This is a genomic window from Plantactinospora sp. WMMC1484 (assembly GCF_049315195.1).
Lineage (GTDB): Bacteria > Actinomycetota > Actinomycetes > Mycobacteriales > Micromonosporaceae > Plantactinospora.
In genome coordinates this window covers 1949856-1971233 of record NZ_CP186055.1, presented here as the reverse complement: position 1 = coordinate 1971233, position 21378 = coordinate 1949856, and the positions used below count along the sequence as shown (strand labels likewise).

19 protein-coding genes are annotated in these 21378 nt (G+C 72.9%); 12 read left to right on the top strand and 7 right to left on the bottom strand.

Going from position 1 to position 21378, the window contains the following annotated elements:
* Window positions 1-276 precede the first annotated feature (276 nt).
* Both ACN28C_RS08635 and ACN28C_RS08630 read left to right on the top strand, forming a co-directional pair.
* The gene (locus ACN28C_RS08635; RefSeq protein ID WP_422773005.1) at window positions 277-1701 is read left to right on the top strand and encodes an endo-1,4-beta-xylanase; all 1425 of its coding nucleotides are present in this window, start codon (window positions 277-279) and stop codon (window positions 1699-1701) included.
* Between the two features lie 214 nt (window positions 1702-1915).
* Window positions 1916-2377, top strand: coding sequence for a hypothetical protein (locus ACN28C_RS08630; protein ID WP_422773004.1), 462 nt, complete (start codon window positions 1916-1918; stop codon window positions 2375-2377).
* Between the two features lie 10 nt (window positions 2378-2387).
* Here the strand turns inward: ACN28C_RS08630 and ACN28C_RS08625 are convergent, their stop codons facing one another.
* Together ACN28C_RS08625 and ACN28C_RS08620 are read right to left on the bottom strand one after the other, a co-directional pair.
* Entirely contained in the window at window positions 2388-3038 is a 651-nt protein-coding gene (locus ACN28C_RS08625) for a DedA family protein (protein WP_422773003.1), read from the bottom strand.
* Window positions 3039-3224: 186 nt separating this feature from the next.
* The gene (locus tag ACN28C_RS08620; protein WP_422773002.1) at window positions 3225-3701 is read right to left on the bottom strand and encodes an NUDIX domain-containing protein; all 477 of its coding nucleotides are present in this window, start codon (window positions 3699-3701) and stop codon (window positions 3225-3227) included.
* A 90-nt stretch (window positions 3702-3791) separates the two neighbouring features.
* On the opposite strand from ACN28C_RS08620, the gene ACN28C_RS08615 reads away from it, so the two are divergent.
* The 6 genes from ACN28C_RS08615 to ACN28C_RS08590 all read left to right on the top strand — a co-directional run bounded on the left by ACN28C_RS08615 (window position 3792) and on the right by ACN28C_RS08590 (window position 11010).
* On the top strand, window positions 3792-4838 hold the full coding sequence (locus tag ACN28C_RS08615; RefSeq protein ID WP_422773001.1) for an L-dopachrome tautomerase-related protein: 1047 nt from the start codon (window positions 3792-3794) through the stop codon (window positions 4836-4838).
* Window positions 4839-5406: 568 nt separating this feature from the next.
* Entirely contained in the window at window positions 5407-6570 is a 1164-nt protein-coding gene (locus ACN28C_RS08610) for a sensor histidine kinase (RefSeq protein ID WP_422774589.1), read from the top strand.
* The gene (locus tag ACN28C_RS08605; protein WP_422773000.1) at window positions 6560-7729 is read left to right on the top strand and encodes a hypothetical protein; all 1170 of its coding nucleotides are present in this window, start codon (window positions 6560-6562) and stop codon (window positions 7727-7729) included. The genes ACN28C_RS08610 and ACN28C_RS08605 overlap by 11 nt, the downstream gene beginning before the upstream one ends.
* A complete protein-coding gene (locus ACN28C_RS08600; RefSeq protein ID WP_422772999.1) occupies window positions 7699-8427 on the top strand; it encodes a response regulator in 729 nt (242 codons plus the stop codon). Before ACN28C_RS08605 ends, ACN28C_RS08600 begins: the two co-directional genes overlap by 31 nt.
* Window positions 8428-8594: 167 nt before the next feature.
* Window positions 8595-9515 carry a hypothetical protein gene (locus tag ACN28C_RS08595; RefSeq protein WP_422772998.1) on the top strand — a complete coding sequence of 307 codons (921 nt, stop codon included), beginning with the start codon at window positions 8595-8597 and terminating at the stop codon, window positions 9513-9515.
* A 166-nt stretch (window positions 9516-9681) separates the two neighbouring features.
* Complete coding sequence (locus ACN28C_RS08590; protein WP_422772997.1) at window positions 9682-11010, top strand: AI-2E family transporter; 1329 nt, start codon at window positions 9682-9684, stop codon at window positions 11008-11010.
* Between the two features lie 66 nt (window positions 11011-11076).
* Here ACN28C_RS08590 and ACN28C_RS08585 read toward each other — a convergent pair whose 3' ends face one another.
* The 4 genes from ACN28C_RS08585 to ACN28C_RS08570 form a co-directional block, all read right to left on the bottom strand.
* On the bottom strand, window positions 11077-11703 hold the full coding sequence (locus tag ACN28C_RS08585) for an NADPH-dependent F420 reductase (RefSeq protein ID WP_422772996.1): 627 nt from the start codon (window positions 11701-11703) through the stop codon (window positions 11077-11079).
* 180 nt (window positions 11704-11883) lie between these two features.
* Complete coding sequence (locus ACN28C_RS08580; protein ID WP_422772995.1) at window positions 11884-12339, bottom strand: nuclear transport factor 2 family protein; 456 nt, start codon at window positions 12337-12339, stop codon at window positions 11884-11886.
* A 93-nt stretch (window positions 12340-12432) separates the two neighbouring features.
* Window positions 12433-13188, bottom strand: coding sequence for a helix-turn-helix transcriptional regulator (locus ACN28C_RS08575; RefSeq protein ID WP_422772994.1), 756 nt, complete (start codon window positions 13186-13188; stop codon window positions 12433-12435).
* Between the two features lie 110 nt (window positions 13189-13298).
* Entirely contained in the window at window positions 13299-16406 is a 3108-nt protein-coding gene (locus ACN28C_RS08570; protein WP_422772993.1) for a BTAD domain-containing putative transcriptional regulator, read from the bottom strand.
* 479 nt (window positions 16407-16885) lie between these two features.
* Here ACN28C_RS08570 and ACN28C_RS08565 point away from each other — a divergent pair, with 479 nt between their 5' ends.
* The 3 genes from ACN28C_RS08565 to ACN28C_RS08555 are packed head-to-tail and all read left to right on the top strand — an operon-like array spanning window position 16886 to window position 19991.
* The gene (locus tag ACN28C_RS08565) at window positions 16886-18604 is read left to right on the top strand and encodes a ferric reductase-like transmembrane domain-containing protein (protein ID WP_422772992.1); all 1719 of its coding nucleotides are present in this window, start codon (window positions 16886-16888) and stop codon (window positions 18602-18604) included.
* Between the two features lie 39 nt (window positions 18605-18643).
* Entirely contained in the window at window positions 18644-19147 is a 504-nt protein-coding gene (locus ACN28C_RS08560; protein ID WP_422772991.1) for an FMN-binding protein, read from the top strand.
* A 13-nt stretch (window positions 19148-19160) separates the two neighbouring features.
* Window positions 19161-19991 (top strand): FAD:protein FMN transferase, encoded by an 831-nt coding sequence (locus ACN28C_RS08555; protein WP_422772990.1) that lies wholly within the window; start codon window positions 19161-19163, stop codon window positions 19989-19991.
* An 88-nt stretch (window positions 19992-20079) separates the two neighbouring features.
* Here the strand turns inward: ACN28C_RS08555 and ACN28C_RS08550 are convergent, their stop codons facing one another.
* Window positions 20080-20733 carry a dienelactone hydrolase family protein gene (locus ACN28C_RS08550; RefSeq protein WP_422772989.1) on the bottom strand — a complete coding sequence of 218 codons (654 nt, stop codon included), beginning with the start codon at window positions 20731-20733 and terminating at the stop codon, window positions 20080-20082.
* 281 nt (window positions 20734-21014) lie between these two features.
* Here ACN28C_RS08550 and ACN28C_RS08545 point away from each other — a divergent pair, with 281 nt between their 5' ends.
* A complete protein-coding gene (locus ACN28C_RS08545; protein WP_422772988.1) occupies window positions 21015-21218 on the top strand; it encodes a hypothetical protein in 204 nt (67 codons plus the stop codon).
* Window positions 21219-21378: the final 160 nt, after the last annotated feature.

Sequence of the window (21378 nt, the reverse complement as noted above, 5' to 3'; positions counted from 1 at the left end):
GCTAGAGTGGGCGAGATTGAAGTTTCGGAATCTTTCCGTTAGCCTCCTGAAATAGAGTTCTGTCGATGCAGATATTTGGTCCGAGTGCCCACCGAGCTCACCGAGGACGTCCGGGACGCCGGTCGACCGGGGCTGCTCGTCCCCCGAAGGCCGCCCGCCGAGCCGGCACCGGACGGGTGCATCGACGCCACACCCCACCATCCCTACCGTCCCTACCCCGGATCCGAGAGGCACATGGCAATGAGCAACGGCACCGTCCCCCACACCAGACGCCTGATGGCGAGAGGCGGCCCCCGTGCCGCGCTGGTCTCCCTCGCCGTCGGCGTCCTCGCCGCCGGCGTCCTCGCCGCCGGCGCGGCCCTCACCTTCGCCGGCTCCGCCAACGCCGCGACGACGCTCGGCGCGTCGGCGGCGGAGCGGGGCGGCCGCTACTTCGGCGCGGCCGTGGCCGCGAACAAGCTGAGCGACAGCACCTACTCGACGATCCTCAATCGTGAGTTCAACTCGGTGACGCCCGAGAACGAGATGAAGATCGACGCGACCGAGCCGCAGCAGAACCAGTTCAACTTTGCCAACGCGGATCGGATCGTCAACCACGCGATCAGCCGGGGGATGAAGGTCCGTGGCCACACCCTGGCCTGGCACTCGCAGCAGCCCGGCTGGATGCAGAACATGAGCGGCACCGCGCTGCGACAGGCCATGCTCAACCACGTCACCCAGGTCGCCACCTACTACCGGGGCAAGATCGCCTCGTGGGACGTGGTGAACGAGGCGTACGCCGACGGCGACAGCGGCGCCCGGCGCGACTCCAACCTCCAGCGCACCGGCAACGACTGGATCGAGGCGGCCTTCCGGGCCGCCCGGGCCGCCGACCCGGAGGCCAAGCTCTGCTACAACGACTACAACACCGACAACTGGAACTGGGCCAAGACCCAGGCCGTCTACCGGATGGTGCAGGACTTCAAGTCCCGCAACGTACCGATCGACTGCGTCGGCCTCCAGTCGCACTTCAACAGCGGGTCGCCGTACCCGAGCAACTACCGCACCACGCTGAGCAGCTTCGCCGCCCTCGGCGTCGACGTCCACATCACCGAGCTGGACATCGAGGGTTCCGGCACCACCCAGGCCAACACCTACCGCAACGTCGTCAACGACTGCCTGGCCGTGTCGCGCTGCCTCGGCATCACCGTCTGGGGCGTCCGGGACTGCGACTCGTGGCGGAGTGGTGGCACCCCGCTGCTCTTCGAGTGCAACGGCAACAAGAAGCCGGCGTACGACGCGACCCTGAGCGCGCTGAACAACGGCGTCTCGCCGACCAACCCGCCGACCAACCCGCCCACCAATCCGCCGACCAACCCACCGACGAACCCGCCGACCAACCCGCCGACCAACCCGCCGACGCAGGGCCCGGGTGGCTGCTCCGCCACGGTCTCGCTGAACTCCTGGAACGGCGGCTTCGTCGCCACGGTACGGATCACCGCCGGCTCGTCCGGCACCAACGGCTGGTCGGTGAGCATGACCCTGCCCTCCGGCGCCAGCGTCACGAACGCCTGGAACGCCAACCGCAGCGGCAACAGCGGCGCGGTGACCTTCACCAACGTCAGCTACAACGGCCGGATTCCCGCCGGAGGGTCGACCGAGTTCGGCTTCCAGGGCACCGGCAGCGGATCGGGCATGTCACCAACCTGTAGTGCCAGCTGATCCACGACGGCAACCGGTGCGGAGGACCAGCTCGGTCCTCCGCACCGCGCCGTGACCGGCGGGATGAGACGATCACGGCATGCCGGTCGACCAACGCCTGCTATTGGCCGTCGAGCGGTGGTGCGGTCGGGTGGCCCTTTCCCGGGGTGAGTTTCCCGGCGCCGAGCCGGGGTAGCAGCGGTAACGGCGGAGGCGCTGCGGGAAGGGAGCCGAGATGACCGGATTCCGGCGACCACCGGTGACGGCGAAGACGGTGCTGCGCGGCGCCGCCCGGGGTGGGGTCGCGGCGATGGCCATGTCCGGCCTCCGCCAGGCGACCACCGGCCTCGGGCTGGTTCGGCAGACCCCGCCCGAGTCGGTACTGGCGCATACCGCACCCCGCCTCTTCCAACGGGTGCCGGTGGAGCGCCGACGGGCTGTCATCGAGTTGCTCCACTGGAGCTACGGTGCCGGCGGTGGCCTGCTCTTCGGGCTGCTGCCCCGGCCGCTGCGCCGGCGGAGCTGGATCGGCCCGCTCTACGGGTTCGCCTTCTGGACCGTCTTCGAGGCGGCGCTGGCCCCCGCCCTCGGGATCGACAAGCACCGGGAGGGCGTCCGGCAGCGGGCGGCCCTGCTCGTCGATCATCTGCTCTACGGCGTCGTGGTGGCTTCCTCGCCCTGGCCACATGCGGACTGACCACGGGGGTTCACGAACGGGTGCCGCGCGGCCCCCGGTCACGGCCGGCCCCCGCGCGGCGCCGTCGCCGTCGCCGGATCACCCAGGCCGCCGCCAGGCCGATCAGCACCAGCGCGGCGATCCCCGCGCCGGCCTCGCCGAGGTGGTTCTCCAGGCGGCGCCAGGAGGCGCCGGCCAGGTAGCCGACCAGCACCACGGTGGTCGCCCAGGCCGCACCGCCGACGGCGTTGAAGAGCAGGAACCGGCGGTACGGCATCCGGTTCATCCCGGCCAGGGCCGGCACCAGCGTCCGAAGTACGCCGACCCACCGCCCCAGCAGCACCGCCAGCGGCCCGTGCCGGGCCACGAACTGCTCGGCCCGGGTCCAGCGCCGTTCCCCCACCCACCGCCCCGGCCGGCTACGCCGTAACGGCGGGCCGCTCCAGCGACCGATCTCATATCCGACGCTGTCCCCGGCGATGGCACCGACGGTCGAGACGACGACCATCGCGGGCAGGCTGACCCGGCCCGTCGCGGCGAGTGCTCCGCCCAGCAGCAGCGCGGTCTCGCCGGGCAGGAACAGCCCGACGAACGCGGCGGATTCACCGAAGGCCAGCGCCCCGACCACCAGCAGGGCCGCCCAGCCGGAGAGTGCGGTGAGGGTGTCGATGAGCGTGTCCATGCCGGCCGTCCCGGTCAGCCGGCACCGGGCCGGCGGCGCGCGGGCGTACCGGCCGGGGCGAGCTCCACTCGGCCATCGTGCCCGAGGCGCCGATCCGAAACGCCGGAAATGCCGGGACTGGCCGGAACCGGAAGGCCGGAACCAGTCAGCCGGGACGGGGGAACCAGCCGGGCCGGGACGCCGGGACTAGACCGTCGGGCCGTCGTACTGGCCGGTGGTCCGGAGCACCGCGCGGGCGAACCGGCTGACCGGAAGACCGGCGAGTTCCGCCCTGTCGAACCACCCGAAGTCAACGACCTCGTCCCCGTCGGGTCGGGGCGTGCCGCCGACGATCCCGGCCCGGTAGACCGCGGTGACGTACGCGGCCCGGTCACCGTGCGGATAGGTCACCTCGAACTCCGGCCCGCCCAGTACGTCCAGCAGCCCCTCCAGCCGGATCTCGACCCCGATCTCCTCCTTCGCCTCCCGTACGGCCGCCTCCGCGGGCGACTCGCCGGGCTCGATCGCACCACCCACCAGCCCCCACCCGTCGTGGTGCCCCCGGTGCCGCACCAGCAGCAGCCGGCCGGCCGCGTCGAAGGGGAGCACCGAGGCCGAGGGCAGCAGGAGCAGTTCGGACCCGACTGCGGCACGCAGCCGGGCGACGTACGGCGGGATCGGCATGTGGGCAACCGTAGGCGAGCCAGGCCACCATCGGCACTGCCTGTGACAAAACCGGACCTACCGGTCCTGCCCGGCGATACGCTCGACGGCGTGCGCCCCACCATCCAGGAGAACCCCCGGCTGCGCCCGGTGGCTGCGGCGGACCGGGTCTGGACCGGCGTGACGACCACCGGTGACGGCCGGGTCTTCGTGAGCTTCCCCTCCGCGGACGGGCCCGGGATCCAGGTCGGTGAGGTGGTCTCGGACGGCCGGATCGTCCCCTATCCGGACGCCGCCTGGAACGAGGTACGCGACGATCTCGCCCCCGACGGCACCTTCGTGCATGTCAACGGGTTGCGGATCGGGCCCGACGGCAACCTGTGGATCGTCGACGCCGGCAGTCCCGGGATCGGGCTGCCGGTCGTACCGGGTGGTCCGCGACTGATCGTCGTCGACCCGGACTCGGCGGCGGTGCTCCGCAGCTACGACCTCGGCCCGGCGCTGTTGCCGCGGAGCTACGTCGACGACGTCCGCTTCAACGGTCGCACGGGGTACCTCACCGATGCCGGCGCCCCCGGCCTGATCGTGCTGGACCTGGCGACCGGGGCATGCCGTCGGGTGCTCGACGGGCACGCCAGCACTGTCGCACGCCAGCCGCTGAGGGCCGACGGCGAGTTGCTCCGCGACGCACACGGCCGGGAGTTGCGCATTCACGCCGACCAGCTCGAGGTGTCGCCGGACGGCCGGTACCTCTACTACCAGCCGGCCTGCGGGCCGCTGCACCGGATCGAGACCCGCTGCCTCGACGACCCGGGCATCCCGCCGGAGATCGTCGCCCGGCAGGTCGAGCCCTGGGTGGACACCCCGACGACCGGCGGCACCGCGATCGACGCCGCCGGGGTGATCTACCTGAGCGACGTGGACCGGCGCCGGATCCTGACGATCGGCCCCGACCGCCGGATCGGGAGCCTGGTCGCCGATCCCCGGCTGGCCTGGGGCGACGCGCTGTGGCTCGACGGCACCGGCCAGCTCTGGATCCCGGCGGCCCAGCTCAACCGGACCCCGGGCCTGGCCGGCGGCAGCTCCAGCGTCGACTACCCGGTGTGGATCTACCGGATGCCGGTCGACGCCGTCCCGCCCGCCAACGACCACACCTGATCCCGCCGCCGCTCTCCGCCCGAGCCGGCCGGGATCCGCACACCCATCGAAACCGGTGCCGGCCGGGGTCACGCCGACCCCCGTGCAGGGGTCATACTGACCCCCGTTCAGCGGTCACCGTGACCCCCGTCCAGAGGTCAGGTCGGCCGGGTGCCACGTCGGCGTTGAGGCGGATGGAGGGCGGGTGACGAACGGGTGCGATCCGACAGGAACCAGCCGTTATCCCTCTGCTATTCTTCGACTTCGATATATAGGGATACCGTCCGGTTCCGGCGTGCCGTCAGGGCGGCGGAGTTCCGACGTGCCGGCACGGTGGTGGAGACGACGGGAGGAGCGGGCCCGGATGTCTCTCTTCCGCTCCATCACCCGGGGCATGCGGACCACCCGGGCCATGCCGACCACCCCGGCCGGCAGGGCCATCTCGGCCAACCCGGTCGATCCTGACAGCCCGGTCGATCCTGACAGCCCGGTCGATCCTGACAGCCCGGTCGGGCCGGACAACCTGGCCGGCACCGCCATCCCGGCCAGCCCGTTCGGCTTGTCCGGCCCGGCTTCGGGCACCGCCGAGATGCCGGCGGCCAGCGCGCTGGGCTGGGTCTACAGCGTCTTCCCGGCGCTGCTGCGGCTCACCTGCGGGATCGCCTGCGCGGTGGCGGCACTCGCGGTGCGTACGCCGCCGGTCTCCACCCCGCTGCTGATCGCCGTGGTGAGCCTGCTGACCGCCTGGTCCGTGCTCTTCGCGGTCTGGATGGTCCGATGGCACCGCCGGTCGTCCGCGATGCTCCTGGACATCCTGCTCACCGTCGGCACCTGCCTGCTGATCCGGCACCTGGTCGCCGCCGAGGTACTGCCCGGCGAGGTCAGCTGGGTGGCGATCCAGTCCAGCACCTCGGTCATCGTCGCCCAGTTCGTCCTGCCGATGACCCGGTCGGTCCCGGCCGGGCTGCTGGTCGCCGCCGCGTACGGGCTCGGCGCGCATCTGGCCGGCGACGACGCCGAGGCGGTCGGGCACGCGGTCACTCTCGCCGTGCAGACGGGCTCCGCAGCCGCGCTCGCCGGGGTGGCCCGGCACAGCAGCCGGCTCGCCGACGCCGCCTTCGCCGGCTACCAGGAGACCGCCCGGGCGGCGCTGATGGCGCGGGCGGCGCGGGCCGCAGAGCGCCGGCAGAACCGCGACCTGCACGACACGGTGCTCTCCACCCTCACCGTGGTTGGCCTCGGGGCGTTCGCCGGGCAGTCGCCGCTGCTGCGCGAACGGGCCGCCGCCGATCTGCGCACCCTGGCCGACCTGGCCGGGACCCGGGTGGCGCCCGATGCGCCGGCCGGGAGCGGGCCGGCGGACGAGGCGCCGATCGTCGCCCTCGACGAGCGGCTGCGGGCACTGCTCGGTCGGTTACCGGAGCTGCGGGCCAGCTCGGAGCTTGACCGGTGCGGGGTGCCACCACCGGTCGCCGAGGCGGTGACGCACAGCACCGGCGAGGCACTGTCCAATGTGCTCCGGCATGCGCCGGGGGCCGCCGTGTCGGTGCGGCTGCGCCTGACCGGCGGGACCATCGCGGTCGAGGTGGTCGACGACGGCCCCGGCTTCGACCCGGCCGCGGTTCCCCGGCACCGGTACGGGCTGCGCGAGTCCGTGCACGGCCGGATGGCCACCGTCGGCGGCCGGGCCGAGGTCGACTCCGCGCCCGGCCGGGGCACCCGGATCCGGCTGGAGTGGCCGGATGTCCGCTGACCTGGCCGGCGGCGCGGCGGGCACCGTCAGCAGCACCGTCGAGCGGGGACCCCGGATCGCGGCGGTGCTCATAGCCTTCGGCTGGCATGTCGCCATCAACCTGCCGGCGGTGCTCGGCGCCTGGTCGCAGTACCGGCTCCCGTGGGTCGTCGCCGCGGGCTGGCTGGTATTCGGCGCGGTCGGGGCGGTCGCCGCCGTCAACCTGCTGCGCGGAAGGCCGTCGCCCACCTGGCCACTCGTCGGGATACTGCTCCTGGTGGACGTGGCGGTCTTCGCCTGCACTCCGGGGCCACTCCTCTTCGACTCGGCCAACTTCGGCTGGGCCACACTCGGCTGGTTCGTCGTACTCCTGCTCTGGGGGCGTCGGATACCGGCGCTGGTCGCGGTGCTGACGGTCGGCGCGGCCATCGCCCTGGTAGGAGTGGTCGCGGTACGCGGCGCCGATGCCGCCGAGCTGAGCCGGTACGCGATGGCCGTCTACGGCAACGCCACCCTGCCGATCGCGATGATGATCGCGATCAACCTGCTCACCACCCTCGCCGGCAGCACCGCCCGGACCGTCGCGGCCCGGACCGCGATCGAGACCGAACGGGCGGCCGCCGGCCGGACGCACCAGACCCGCCGGGACCGGCTCGCCGCACTGGACCGGACCGCCGGAGCGATCCTCACCGAACTCGCACAGGGGCGGGCCGATCCGGCGGATCCGGCGGTGCAGCGCCGCTGCGCCCTGGAGGCGTCCCGGCTGCGGCGGTTGATCGCCGAGTCCGACGACGTGCCGGACCCGCTCCTGCACGAGCTGCGCGCCTGCGTCGACGTCGTGGAACGCAACGGCCTGCCGGTGGACTTCGTGGCCGTCGGCGCCCTACCGCCGCTGCCGGTCGAGATCCGCCGCCAGCTCGCCGAACCGCTGACCGCGACCCTGGCCGCCGCGACCCGGTGGGCCCGGCTCACCGTGGTGGGCCAGCCCGACGAGGTCGTGGTGAGCCTGACCACCCCTGGCACGTCCGCGATCACCACCGAGCCGGCCACCACCACCGCCGGCGCCCCGGCCGACTGGGCCGGCGACGGCGCCTCCGGCAACAGCGGCGGCGAGGTCGAGTACGTCTACGAGAAGGACGAGGAACTGGTATGGGTGCAGACCCGGTGGCGGGCGGCATGATTCCCGAGGAGCCGCGGATCGCCGTCGCGATCGTCGACGACCATCCGGTGGTGATCGAGGGAATCCGTTCCTGGCTGGCCACCGAACCACGTCTCGCGGTCGTGGCGACCGGCGAGGACCCCGACGAGGTACTCGCCGCCGGACAGCCACCGGCCGACGTGATCCTGCTCGATCTGCGGCTGCACGGCCGGATGGTGATCGACAAGGTGGCCGAGTTGAGCGGCTCGGGCCGGCGGGTCGTGGTCTACTCCGAACACAGCGACTCCGACACGATCCTGGCGGTCCTGGACGCGGGCGCGGTCGCCTTCCTGGCCAAGCACGAGGGGCGGGAGCACTGCGTGGACACCGTGCTGGCGGCGGCGAGCGACCGGCCGTACGTGCCACCGGCGCTGGCCGGGGCGATCGTCGGTGACCGGCGCACGGGGAGGCCGGTCCTGTCGGACAAGGAACGGGAGGCGCTGCTGCTCTGGTTCCAGTCGATGTCCAAGGCGTCGGTGGCGCGCCGGATGAGCATCAGCGAACACACCGTCAAGCAGTACATCGACCGGGCCCGGATCAAGTATGCCCGGGCCGGCCGCGCCGCCCCGACCAAGGCGGCGCTGCTGGCCCGGGCCATCGAGGACGGCCTCGTCCGGGCCGACGAGATCGGCCGCCCCGGCGACACCGGCCGAATCGGCGACACCGGCCCGGGACGGTAGGAACGGCAGGCAGAGCGGAAGGCACCGGGCGGTAGGGGCGACGGCCGTGACCCAACGGCCGTCCGCAAGTCGGCCAAGCGTCCGACCCCCCAACAACCGTCGTGACAGCGGATCGGAAGTCCGCCAGCCTATTGAGTACGACGTCCCGTACCCGGGAGGCCCTGCCCATGACCGAGAACGCGTCCCCGTTCTTCATCCGGCCCTACCGTTTCGACGACCCGGACCAGGACGACACCTATTTTCCGCAGCTGGACTGGCACCGCCGGCTGATCCTGGACGCGGACGAGCGGGTGCTGTGGCGCGATCGGGTCGAGGTCACCGGATACCTGCTCACCCCGGGCGGTGGCCCGGACGAGCTGGCCTGGTCGCTGCCCCGGCAGGCGGAGGTGACCGTCACCGACCGGCGGCTGACCTACATCTGCGCGGACTGCCACATCGGGCCCGCGCCCGCGCCGCGCACCGATCCCCGGCACCGGCGCCGGAGCGGCCCGGTCGGCAGCCGGGTGGTGACCGGGCAGATCCGCTGGCAGTGGCCGGCCGGCCTACGCGTCCTCGGCCCGGACGCCGGCACCGGCGTCCCCACCGAGCGCCTGCTCGTCGTCTGCGACGCGGTCCGCGCCACGGGCCGGCCGGCGCTGGCCCTCTCCGGCGTCGCCCTCGACTCGCCGCAGAGCGTACGACGGCTGGCCACCGTGATCCGGCGGGCGGTGGCCGGGTTCCGGCTCGCCAACCCGACCATGATGGAGCTTGCCCCGCCCGAGTGGGACGCGCTGATCACCCGCGCCGGGCCGGCGCTCTTCGCCGACGCCCTCGCCGACCCCCGACGCGGCATCGACCTGCCCGGAGCGCTGCCGGTCGAGTTCGCGCACCGGGACGACTACTACCGCCGCTCGCTGCACCGGAGGAACGCGCCGGCATCGAATCGGAGTTCGGCGCCGCCCACCGGAAACGCGCCGGTGGCGGGCGCCGGCATGCCGACCCCGGGCCGGAACGTTTCGCCCTCCGGCCGGAGTTCGCCGGCACCCGGCCGAATGCCCACCGGCCCGGCGGCCCGCTGGTCGGAGCGGCGGCCGGGCTCCGCCTCCTGACCGGCGCCCCGCTCCAACACCGGCGCCCCGCTCCAACACCGGCGCCCCGCTCCAGCACCGGCGGCGGCCGACGCCGACGGCAATCGCCTACATCGACCCACAGCGGCAGGTGTCGCCCGGGCATCGGGCGGGTACCCGTGACGCCAAGGTCGACAGGAGGCTGATCATGGGCAACGTGGCCGACCGGTCGAGCGGTGAGCGCCCCGGCCAGCTTCTGGACCGCCTCCCCTGGCTGGTGCGTTGGGTGGTACTGGCCAGCCTCTGCCTGCTCGTCGTCACCGCCGGGGCGTACGTCCTCGCGCAGATCGCCATCCGGCTCGGGCCGCTGAGCATCGCGCTCGCGGCCACCCTCTTCCTCTCCGCACTCCTCGATCCGGTGGCCAGCCTGCTGCGCCGGTTCCGGTTTCCTCCGGCGCTGGCCGCGCTGACCGCGATCCTGCTGCTGCTCGGCCTGCTCGGCGGTGTGGTGGTGCTGATCTGGCGGCTCACCGCCGACCAGTTCTCCGACCTGGCTCAGCAGCTCGACCAGGGGCTGGTGCACGCCCGGGACTTCGTGACCAACACGCTGCCGATCAGCCGCGAGCAACTCGACCGGTGGACCGAGCAGGCCGTCAACGGGGTGCAGAAGTCGGCGCCCGACCCGGTCAGCGGCGCGGCCACCGTGGCGGAGGCGGTCGGCGGCCTCCTGCTGGTCCTGGTGCTGCTGTTCTTCCTGTTGAAGGACGGCCGCCCGATGTGGCGATGGGCGTTGGGCTGGGTCTCCGCGCGCTCCAGGGCCCGGGTCGCGGCGGCCGGTCAGGCCGGCTGGCACACGCTTGGGGCGTACACCCGGGGCACGATGATGATCGCCGCGATCGACGCCATCGGGATCGGGATCGCGCTCGTCGTGCTCCGCGTCCCACTGGCGCTGCCACTGGCGGTGATCACATTTCTCGGCGGCTTCGTGCCGATCATCGGTGCCACGGTCGCCGGGGGCGTCGCGGTACTCGTCGCGCTGGCCGCCAAGGGGCCGACGACCGCGCTGCTGGTACTGGCCGCGGTGATCGCCGTGCAGCAGACCGAGGGCAATCTCCTCGAACCGCTGATCATGAAGCGCCAGGTCCGGCTGCATCCCGTGGCGGTGCTACTGGTGGTCGCCGCCGGCACACTGCTCGGTGGCATAGTCGGCGCCTTCGTCGCCGTCCCGATCGCCGCGGTCCTCTACAACGTGGTCAGCACCGTGGCGGCGGACCGCATCCGCTCCGCCGCGCCGGCCGGTGCCGGCAGCAGCCGATCCGGTGCCGGCACCGAAGATCACGACGGCACCGGGGACCGCGACGGCGATGGCGACGGCGCCAGCGGCACCACCACTACGGGCACCAGAACCGCTACGGGCGGCACTGCGACCGGCGGCACTGCGACCGGCAGCAGCACGGGGCCAGGCCGGCGGGCCGCCGAGGGCTCGGACGACCGTAACCGGCGCGACGACGGGCAGGACCTCGCGCCGGAGTTCTGAGCGCCTGCTGCCTGCTACGGCGCGCCGAGTCCTACCCGGCTGGCTACCTACGGCGCTACTGGCTACCTACGGCGCGCCGAGCCGGCTGTGCAGCTCGGCGCCGCTCAGGTCGGCGAGGTAGACCGGGGTGCCCGGCTGGTGCCGGCGCCCCTCGGCCAACCGACCGGCATCCACCGGCTCGAACCCCACCTGCTCGATCAGGTCGAAGACCCGGCGTTTCGCGGCGACGTCGTCTCCCGAGACCGGGATGCCGTAGCGCCGTTGCGCCGAGGACTGCCGGCCGTACTCGCCCAGGTGCTCCCAGCGCATCGTGTTGAACGCCTTCACCACGCTCGCCTCCGGCAGGTGGTGCTGGAGGAGTTCGCTGGAGGTGGTCCGGTCCTGGTCGAGATCCGGATCGTTGCCGTCCCGCTCCGGGTAGTAATTGCCGGTGTCGATCACCGTCTTGCCGGCCATCGGCGCGGCGGGCAGTTCGCCGTACCGGCCGACGGGGACCGACACCACGACGACCTCGCCGAACCGGGCCGCCTCCTCGACGGTGGCCGGCCGCACCTGACCGCCCACCTCCTTGGCGAACCTGCGAAGGGTGTCGGGACCGCGCGAATTGGCCACCGCCACCTCGTGTCCGGCCCCGCTGAACAACCGGGCCAGCGTCCCGCCGACGTGCCCGCTACCGACGATGCCGATCCGCACGGCCTCCCCCTTCGTCGCCCGCGCCGGGCTACCCGTCCCGCCACCGGTCAAACGTCCCGTCCCGGTAGCCGACGCTGATCGTCGGCCGGAGCTGATCGTCGGCCGGAGCTGATCGTCGGCCGGAAAGGGACGGGAGCGGGGGTGGGCCCGGGAAGAGGTCCACACCCCCGCTTCGGGTCGTCACGCGACGCTGTAGGTCAGGCAACGCTCCACCTGGACGCTGTCGTCGTGGCTCCAGTATTCGACGATGTGCTCATCCTGGATGCGCAGGATGTCGACCCCGGAACAGGCGACAAGAAGCCGATGTGGACAGACGGCGGCCGGGTCGTCGCCGGCCCGGGTGAGCGTCCAGCGGCCGGCGATGAGGTCGGGCCCGATGATGGGGCCGACCTCGACGGTGAGCCGCGCGTCCGGACAGCCGGCGTGCCGGTCCGACACCCAGGCGACGAGTGCCTGCCGGCCCCGGACCTGCTCCGGTGAGCCGCCGGGCACCGGCAGGTGGGCGAGGACCGTGGGCGCGAGGATCTCCTCGACGAGCGAGCGGTCGCCGTTGCGCAGCGCCATCCAGTTGTGCCAGAGCATCGGCCGGAAGTCGACGGGGACCACGGCCGAGCTGTGGTTGGTGTTGATGGTCATCGCGAGAGTCCTCCCGTGGGCGGTGATCCGGCCCGGTCCCCCCGTTCGTCTCGGCACCGGGCCGGCCTCGTCGCACACCATCCTGGACTCCGGTCAGGACAGCATCCTGTCCGCTTTTTTCGAGGAATCCGCTCGTCCGGGGAGTTGCAGCCGGGTCGCCGGCACGTCGGGGCCGGCCCGCCAGGCGGGCTCGATCGACCGGGGCGGCGCGGTCTCGTCGGTCGCCGCCGCCCGGCGCATCCGATCCAGCCGGAACCCGCGCACCTCCTGGCGGAGCCGGCACCAGCCGACCAGATACCACAGTCGGCCCGCGCCGAGCAGCTCCACCGGCTCGATCGACCGGTGCGAGATGGCGCCGTGCCGGTCGACGTACTCGATCGCGAGCACCGTGCGGCTCAGCAGCGCGTCACCGGCGGCCCGGAGCACCTGCCGGGCGGGCGCCGCCACCGGTTCGGGTGCCGGGGCCGTCAACCGGATCCGGCCGGCGACCTCGCGCGCCGCCTCCACATCGGAGGATGGCATGACCGCGAGAATCTTGTTGAGCACGGACCGCGCCGCGTCGAGGAACGGGGTGTCGGCCATCGTCTCCAGGGCGACGGCGGCGGCGATCGCCTCCCGCGGAGTGATGTTGACCGGCGGTAGCGTGTAGGCCCGGTCGAGCACGTAGCCGCCGGTCCGGCCCAGCTCGGGATAGATGGGGACGCCCGACTCCTGTAGGGCGCCGATGTCCCGCCTGATCGTGCGCGCGTCGACCTCGAATCGGTCGGCGAGCCAGCGTGCACTGCGCGGTCGGGGTGCGACCGCACGCAACTCTTCCACCAGGGCATAAAGCCGATCGGTACGGTTCACCTGCCAAAACTACCGATTCGGTACGACGTTTCCGCGCCGCTCCGCCCCCTCGCCGACCTCCGATCCGAGCTACGCCGCGCCGACGGTCGATCCGGCCAGGGCCGACCCGGTCACGAGCCGCTGCTGACCAGTCCAGGAGAGTCGGCAAGCCGCAGCACGATGCCGGCCAGCGCCGGAGTCCGGGTGTCCCGAGGATCGCCGATCATCCCCGCCCAGAACCGCGCGTCCCGGGCCGCGCCCCGGTCGCCGGTCTCGTCGTACGCCCGGGCCAACATCTGTAACGTCGCCGCCTGGGCCGACGGCATGCTCATCTCCTCGAAGGCCACGGCAGCGCGGTGCAGCACCTCGACCGCTGCCGCGGCCCGCCCGTCGCCGATCCAGCTCACCGCGATGTCCCGGGCCAGCCCGGTGGCCCAGGGCCGGTCACCCAACTGCACCGCCAGGTCGTGACTCTGCTGGAGCCGGTGCACCGCCTCGGCGCGCCGGCCCAGGCAGACCGCCGCCGAGGCCAGATGGCGCAGCGCCGCGAGGAGCACGTACCGGTCGTTCACCGTACGCAGCAGCGCCACGGCGCGCTCGGCGGCGGCGTACGCCAGCGCCGGCTCGTCGCGGAGCAGCCGGGTCACCGCCAGCGCGTTCAGGCACCGGGCGGTGACGATCTCGGCGGCTCCCAACTCGTCGGCCCCGGCCACAGCCGCCTCGTCCACGGCGAGCGCCTCGTCGAGCCGGCCCAGTCCTCGATAGGCGGCGGAGAGCACCGGCGCGGCCAGCAGGGCGCCGAGCGGGTCGTCCTCGGCCCGGAACAGCGCGACCGCCCGTTCCGCCGTGCTGGCGGCCTCCTCGGCCCGGTTCTGGTAGTCGTAGAGCACCGCCTGGTCGCTGAGCAGGCACGCCAGGCCGTGCCGGTCGGCGAGTCGCTCGTACCGGTCGCGGCCGTCCCGCAGCCGCTCGGCGGCACCGGCCAGGTCGCCCCGGGCCAACTGCAGTACGCCGCTGACGAAGTCGGCCCGGGCGACCGCCCGGTCGTCACCGAGCCGCTCGGCCGCCTGCCGGGCCAGCCGCTGCACCGCCTGAAGCTCCGTCCAGTGGCCGTGTACCCAGCAGAACGGGGCGAGTCGTTCGGCGAGGTCGATCGCGCTCCGCTCGGCGCCGCACTCCGCGGCCAGCCCGAGCAGGCCGCTGAGAAAGTCGAGTTCGGCGCTGAACCAGCTCAACGGATCGGCGGCCGCGCGCTCGGCGGCGCGCTCGGCGGCCCGGGACGGGCGTACCGGTGGAGCCGCCTGCTCCAGGCGGGCCCAGGTCAGGGTCCGGGGCAGCCGGCGGGCGGCGGATCCGGCCAGCGCGGCGGCGGCCCCCACCAGCCGCCGCTGGGCAGCCTCCCGCCCACGCCCGGCACCCGCCCGGCCGGAGGTACGGTCGCCGGGCCCACGGCCGTCTCCTGCAGGCTCGGCGGCGGCGAGTTCCTCGGCGTAGACCCGGAGCAGGTCGTGCAGGCGGTAGCGGGGTTCACCGCCGTCGGCCGGGCGGGTCACCTCCAGCAGGCTCGCCTCGACCAGTTCGTCGAGCACCCGGTCGGCATCGGCGCCGTCCAGCAACTCGGCGACCGCCCACGCCGCGAAGCTGACCGGACCGAGCGAGCCGAGCAGGCCGAACGCCTCGCGGGTCGCCGCCGGCAGCGCCTGCACGCTGAGCGCCAGGGTGGCCCGGACCTGCTGGTCGCCGGCGGCGAGTTCGTCGAGGCGCTGCCGCTCGTCGTCGAGCCGGTCGGCGAGGAGCGCCAGTGGCCAGGCGCGGGTGGCGAGCCGGGTGCCGGCGATCCGGACGGCCAGCGGCAGGTTGCCGCAGGCGGCCGCGATCCTGGCCGCCTGACCCGGCTCCTCCGCCACCCGTTCCGGACCCACCACGTGGGCCAGCAGGGCCTGGGCGTCCTCGTCGGTCAGCGGGTGTACCGGCAGGTGCCGGGCATCGATCAGCCCGGTCAGCCGGCGCCGGCTCGTGGCCAGTACGGCGCTGCCGGGCGTACCCGGAAGCAGCGGCCGGACCTGCGCGGCGGTCGCGGCGTCGTCGAGGACGACCAGCACCCGCCGGTCGGCGAGCCGGGCCCGGTACGCCGCGGCCAGTGCGGAGAGGTTCTGGGGCAGCGCCGAGCCCGGTACGCCGAGCGCCCGGAGCAGGTCGGCCAGGACCGCGGCCGGGTCCCGTGGCGCGGCCGAGGCGCCGGCCAGGTGCACGAAGAGCTGACCGTCCGGAAACCGGTCCCGGATCCGGTGTGCCACCGTGACCGCAAGCGCGCTCTTGCCGACGCCCGGCTGTCCGGAGACCGCCACCACCGGCACGGCGCCCGCCTCCGGCTCCAGCATCCGCTCGATCCGGTCGATGCTGCCGGCCCGGCCGACGAAGCCGGAGAGGGCCGGCGGCAACTGGCAGACCGGGAACGGCGACCGGGCCGGGAGCACCCTTTGGTCACCCGCCCCGCCGGTCGAGGGCTCCTCGCCGCGCAGGATCGCCTGGTGCAGCCGGCGCAGCTCGGGCCCGGGCTCGACGCCCAGCTCCGTGACGAGGATCTCCCGGGCTCGCTGGTAGGCGGCGAGCGCGTCGGCCCGGCGTCCCGCGCGGTGCAGCGCCACCATCAACTGCCCGTACGGGCGCTCCCGCAGCGGGTGCTCGGTGACCAGCCGATGCAGGTCGCTGAGTACGGTGCCGAGGTCCCCGTCCGCCGCGAGGTCGGCGTCCACGCAGTCTTCCTGGGCGCCGACCCGTTCGAGTTCCCACTGCGCGAGTTCCGGCTCCAGCGCCGGCAGCGTCAGGTCGGCGAGGGGACGGCCGCGCCACTGCCGCAGCGCGCGCCGGAACCGCTGTGCCGCCAGCACCGGGTCGCCGGCGGCCAGCGCCGCGCGGCCGGTGGCGATCTCCCGCCGGAACACCAGCACGTCGAGGTCGTCTGGTTCCACCCGCAGCAGGTAGCCGTCGCTGCGGTGCTCGATGGTCGGGCCGGGCAGCCGGTCGCGCAGCCGGGAGACGTAGGTCTGCAGGTTGGAGGCGTACGAGGCCGGCGGGCGGTCGGCCCAGAGCGTCTCCACCAGCCGGTCGACCGTGACCACCTTTCCCGCGCTCACCAGCAACGCACCCAGCACGGTGCGCTGGTGCCGGCTGCGCAGCAGCACCTCGGTGCCGGAGTCCGTGCAGACCCGCAGCGGCCCGAGAACCCCGAACCTCACTCGCCGTCTCCCATGAAGCGCAGGCCAATCACGGACATGGAACCGTACTACGCTCTCCGGCCAGCGTACGGCCGCGCATCGGGCATCGGGCGACGCAGCGTGTGGAAATCGTGTGGCGATCGTGTGGTGGGCATCCCCAAGCTGCTAGAGGCCTGCGGGGGGCGGGCCGGTCGCGGGGGTCGGCGTTCGGGGCTTCGGGTGCCAGAGGGGTTCCTCTGGCACCCGACCGAACGCCGAGCACCGCACCGTCCACTCTGCATGTCCAGCACCGAGTCCGTCACCGACGTGGCGGCCGAGGGTGCGACGCGCGTCGGCACCGGCGCTCCGCCCCCTCGCGGCCCGTGCGGGGGCGGGGCGCGCAGACGGGTAGGGCGCCGCGCGGGTCGCTTTCTTAGCCCTCATCCAAGCGATTCTTAAGACTGAACTAAGCGGGCCGCCCGGGCTTGGTTTCCGGCCCGGCGGACCGGTACATATTCTTCGTGACTCGTCGTCGGGATGTCGAAACGGCCGAGCCGCTCACCGAATGGGTGACCGGCCTGCTGCCCCGGGTGCCGTCGGAGGACCTCTACGACCGGCCGCCCCGCGGACGGGACCGCGAACCCTACGACGACCACGACCGATACCGCCGCCCGGCCGAGCCGACACGTACGGACGACGCGTGGTCGGCCCCGGCGAACGACTCCTGGTCCACTCCGGCACGTGACCGCCAGTCGGAACGCGACGGCGAGTCGGGACGCGACCGGGAGGCCAGGCGCGGCCGCCAGTCGGGGCGCGACCGCGAGTCGCGGTCGTACGCCGACGAGGCTCCCGCATACCGGCCCAACCCGATCAGCGGGGCGGCGGAGGCGGCCCGGCACCGGGAGACCGCCGAGGTCGAGCCCTACGACCGCAGCGGCCGGCTCTTCTTCCACATCGTCTTCTGGTCGGCGCTGGCCACCAGCGTCGAGCTCTGGTGGCTGAACACCCCGGACGGTTCGATTCGGACCACCGCCGACATCCTGATCGCCGGTGGCCGGCTGACCGGCATGGTCGGCGGCTTCCTGCTGCTCGCCCAGGTGCTGCTGATGAGCCGGGTACGCTGGCTGGAACGCTGGATCGGAGCGCACTCGCTGCTGATCTGGCACCGGGAGCTCGGCGCCTTCCTGCTGCTCGCCATCCTGGCGCACGCCGGACTGATCGCGGTCGGCTACAGCAAACTCACCAACACCCCGATCGTCGAGGGCACCTGGACGCTGCTGAGCACGTACGAAGACATGATCAGCGCGACGGTGGCCACCGGCATCCTGGTCGGCATCGCGCTGCTCGCCATCCGGGCGATCCGCCGGATGATGAACTACGAGCTCTGGTACTACCTGCACCTGAGCACCTACCTGGTGCTGCTCCTCAGCTACGGTCACCAGTTCGCCACCGGCCGGGAGCTGTCGAAGCCCGGTTTCGGGCAGTACTTCTGGGCCGGTCTCTACGTCTTCGTCATCGTCTGCGTCCTCTGGGGACGGATCATCTCGCCGATCGCCTTCAACCTGCGGCACCGGCTGCGCGTCGAGGACGTGGTGCCGGAGGCGTACGAGATGGTGTCGATCTACATCTCCGGCAACCGCCTCGACGAGCTGGACGCCCGGGCCGGGCAGTACTTCCGGTGGCGGTTCCTCACCAAGGGCTGCTGGTGGCAGGCGCATCCCTTCTCGCTCTCGGCCGCGCCGAACGAGCAGTGGCTCCGGCTGACCGTCAAGGTGGTCGGTGACCACACCGAGGCGCTGCAGTACCTGGAGCCCGGCACCCGGATCTTCGCCGAGGGGCCGTCCGGGGTCTTCACCGCCGACCGGGCGATCCGGCCCCGTGCGCTGCTCATCGCCGGTGGCAGCGGCATCGCACCGATCCGGGCACTGCTGGAGGACCTGCCCGAACAGACCGTGGTGATCTACCGCTCCCGGAGCGAGGAGGAGCTGCTCTTCCGCGACGAGCTGGACTTCCTGGCCCGCTCCCGCAACGCCCAGGTCTGGTACGTCATCGGCTCGCGCGACGACCCGGCCCCCCGGCACCTCTTCACGGCCAAGGGCATGCGGGAACTCGTGCCCGACGTACGTCGCCGGGACGTCTACCTCTGCGGGCCGCCCGGCCTGGTCGACGTCTCGATGCGGACGATGCGCAAGCTCCGCGTCCCGCGCCGGCAACTCCACCTCGACCCGTTCGAATTCTGAGCCCGGACCCCGCCACCACCCCGCAACGGAGGTACCCTCGTGCGCCGCGCCGCCTTCGCCGTCCTCGGCACCGCCATCGGCACCAGCCTGCTGATCGGTGCCAAGCTCGGCACCTCGACCGCCGATCCCGGCACCCAGGTGGCACTGGAGGAGGAGACCGGTGACGCCGCCAGCCCGACACCGGAGGCCAAGGCCCCGGCCGGGAAGAAGACCAGCGCGCCACCGGCGAAGAACGCCGCCGCCAAGCCACCGGCGAGCGGGTTGAAGAACGGCACCTTCACCGGGGCGACCGCCAACTACGACTACGGCGCCATCAAGGTGACCATCACCGTCTCCGGCGGCAAGATCACGAAGGCCGACGCCACCTATCCCGACGAGGACCCGACCAGCGCCGGGATCAACGAGGGTGCGATCCCCAAGCTGCGGCAGCAGACGCTGGCGGCGACGAGCGCCAGCAAGGTGAACACGGTCTCCGGGGCGAGTCTGACCAGTGCGGCGTACAAGGCGTCGCTGCAGTCGGCGCTCGACAAGGCGAAGGCCTGAGAGGTCGAGGCCGATGGGTACCGCCGGGCTGCGCAGGGTCGAACAGATCATGGGTACGCCGATCAGCGTGCAGCTCACCGATCCGCTGCCGCCCCGGCGTCTGGCGGCGCTGGCCGAGCAGACGTTCGACTGGTTCCGTGAGGTGGACGAACGGTTCAGCACCTACAAGGAGAACAGCGAGGTCAACCGCTTCCACCGGGGCGAACTCGCCATCGGGGACTGCTCCGCCGACCTGCGGCTGGTGGTCGAGGCCTGCGCCGACCTGTGGCGGGAGACCGACGGCTACTTCGACGCGTACGCCACCGGCCGGTTCGACCCGTCCGGCTATGTCAAGGGCTGGTCGGTGCAGGTGGCCTCGGACCGGCTCCTGGCCGCCGGCTGCCGGTCGCACTGGATCAACGCGGGTGGGGACATCCGGGCCCGGGGTGGACCCCGCCCCGGTGAACCGTGGCGGATCGGCATCCGGCACCCCTGGCAGGACGACAGGATCTGCTGGACGCTCGGCGGAAACGACTTCGCGATCGCCACCTCCGGCACGTACGAGAGGGGCTTTCACGTGATCGACCCGTACCGGGGTGCACCGGCCACCGCGCTCACCTCGGTCACGGTGGTCGGCACGGATCTCGGCCGCACCGACGCGTACGCGACGGCCGGGGTGGCGATGGGGCAGTCCGGGCTGCGCTGGCTGGCCGAGCTTCCGGAGCACGAGGTCGGCATCATCACCTCCGACGAGCTCTGCTACCGCACGGACGGCTTCCCGGTGCTACCCCTCGACCCGGCATCGGGACCGCCGGCACCGACCCACTCCGGCATCACCGACCAGCCTGCGCCTCGGCTGAACTGACCGCCAGGCTGGCCGGGTCGGCTCGCCGCCCACCGCGGACCGCGGATCGGCGTCAGGGCAGGCCGCCGCCGACCACCGGTGGCGCCGGTCAGCCGGGCAGGTGGGTGACGAACCAGTCCGCCGCCTCCCGGGCTACCCGGTCCAGGGTGCCCGGTTCCTCGAAGAGGTGGCTGGCGCCCGGCACCACCCGCAGCTCGGCCCCGGCGTCGAGGTCGGCCAGTGCCCGGTTGTTGAGCCGCAGCACCTCGTCGTCGAGCCCGCCGACCAGCAACAGCGTCTCGGCGCGTACCCGGCGCAGGTCTGCGCCGGCCAGATCCGGGCGGCCGCCCCGGGAAACGACCGCGTACACCTGGTCGGGGCGTTGCACGGCGGCGGAGAGCGCCGCGGCGGCGCCGGTGCTGGCCCCGAAGAGTCCGATCGGCAGCCGGCCGGCCGGCTCGCCGGTGGCCAGCCAGTCGACGATGCCGACGAGGCGCCCGGTGAGCAGGCCGATGTCGAAGCGCAGTTCACCGGTCCGGTCGTCGATCTCCTCCTCGTCCCCGGTCAGCAGGTCGACCAGGAGGGTGGCCAGCGCGCTCCGGTTCAGCGCCTCGGCCACCATCCGGTTGCGCGGGCTGTGCCGGGAACTGCCGCTGCCGTGCGCGAAGAGGACGAACCCGCGCGCACCGGCGGGGACGACCAGGTCACCGACGAGTCGTCCGCCTCCCGCCGGGATCGTGGTCTCGGTCCTCCGGGTATCCATCCGACTGCCTCCCTGGCTGCGTCCTGGCTGCTCCCCTTGACTACTTCCCTTTGACTACTTCCTGCCTGTCGCCGGCCGGCAGCCGGTCCATGCCGCCGAGCGCCGCTTTGTCGGCCTTACCCGGCGGTACGGGACTCAACCACCTGCCTGTCGGCCCGCCTTCCGCGCTGATCCTGGCCGGCCAGGGTTTGCCGGCGCGTAGCGGGGGAAGGCCACCGCAACATCCGACCAGGCACCGGGACGGTCACCGCGCCGGCCGGTAGACGAACGGAAGGGACGTTATGGCCCGCCAGAAATCCGGCAAGGCGAAGTCCGGCTCGGCCCGGGGCGACGACGCGGGACAGCAGAATCCCGACCGGAGCGAGTGGGCGGACGAGGCGGCCAAGGCGAGGTCGCTCGACGACCCGCGCCGGATGCCGCCGCGCGACGCGGTCGGCATGCCGTCCAGTGGAGAGCGATACTCCGAAGACCCACGCGACCACTGAACGCGCCCCGACCGGGCCGGTCGGACCGTCACCGTTAATCGGGCTCATATGCTTGATCGCCACCGTCGGCATCCGCCGCGCATTGACGCGACGGCACAGACGATTACCGCATGTGCCCAGCCTGTACGCCGAATATACGCAGTCGGTCGTACCATCGATG

Excerpts from the sequence above, each read along its gene's own strand:
- ACN28C_RS08635 (WP_422773005.1), top strand. The coding sequence starts at position 277 with ATGGCGAGAGGCGGCCCCCGTGCCGCGCTGGTCTCCCTCGCCGTCGGC.
- ACN28C_RS08630 (WP_422773004.1), top strand. The coding sequence starts at position 1,916 with ATGACCGGATTCCGGCGACCACCGGTGACGGCGAAGACGGTGCTGCGC.
- ACN28C_RS08625 (WP_422773003.1), bottom strand. The coding sequence starts at position 3,038 with ATGGACACGCTCATCGACACCCTCACCGCACTCTCCGGCTGGGCGGCC.
- ACN28C_RS08620 (WP_422773002.1), bottom strand. The coding sequence starts at position 3,701 with ATGCCGATCCCGCCGTACGTCGCCCGGCTGCGTGCCGCAGTCGGGTCC.
- ACN28C_RS08610 (WP_422774589.1), top strand. The coding sequence starts at position 5,407 with ATGCCGGCGGCCAGCGCGCTGGGCTGGGTCTACAGCGTCTTCCCGGCG.
- ACN28C_RS08605 (WP_422773000.1), top strand. The coding sequence starts at position 6,560 with ATGTCCGCTGACCTGGCCGGCGGCGCGGCGGGCACCGTCAGCAGCACC.
- ACN28C_RS08600 (WP_422772999.1), top strand. The coding sequence starts at position 7,699 with ATGGGTGCAGACCCGGTGGCGGGCGGCATGATTCCCGAGGAGCCGCGG.
- ACN28C_RS08595 (WP_422772998.1), top strand. The coding sequence starts at position 8,595 with ATGACCGAGAACGCGTCCCCGTTCTTCATCCGGCCCTACCGTTTCGAC.
- ACN28C_RS08590 (WP_422772997.1), top strand. The coding sequence starts at position 9,682 with ATGGGCAACGTGGCCGACCGGTCGAGCGGTGAGCGCCCCGGCCAGCTT.
- ACN28C_RS08580 (WP_422772995.1), bottom strand. The coding sequence starts at position 12,339 with ATGACCATCAACACCAACCACAGCTCGGCCGTGGTCCCCGTCGACTTC.
- ACN28C_RS08555 (WP_422772990.1), top strand. The coding sequence starts at position 19,161 with ATGGGTACCGCCGGGCTGCGCAGGGTCGAACAGATCATGGGTACGCCG.
- ACN28C_RS08550 (WP_422772989.1), bottom strand. The coding sequence starts at position 20,733 with ATGGATACCCGGAGGACCGAGACCACGATCCCGGCGGGAGGCGGACGA.
- ACN28C_RS08545 (WP_422772988.1), top strand. The coding sequence starts at position 21,015 with ATGGCCCGCCAGAAATCCGGCAAGGCGAAGTCCGGCTCGGCCCGGGGC.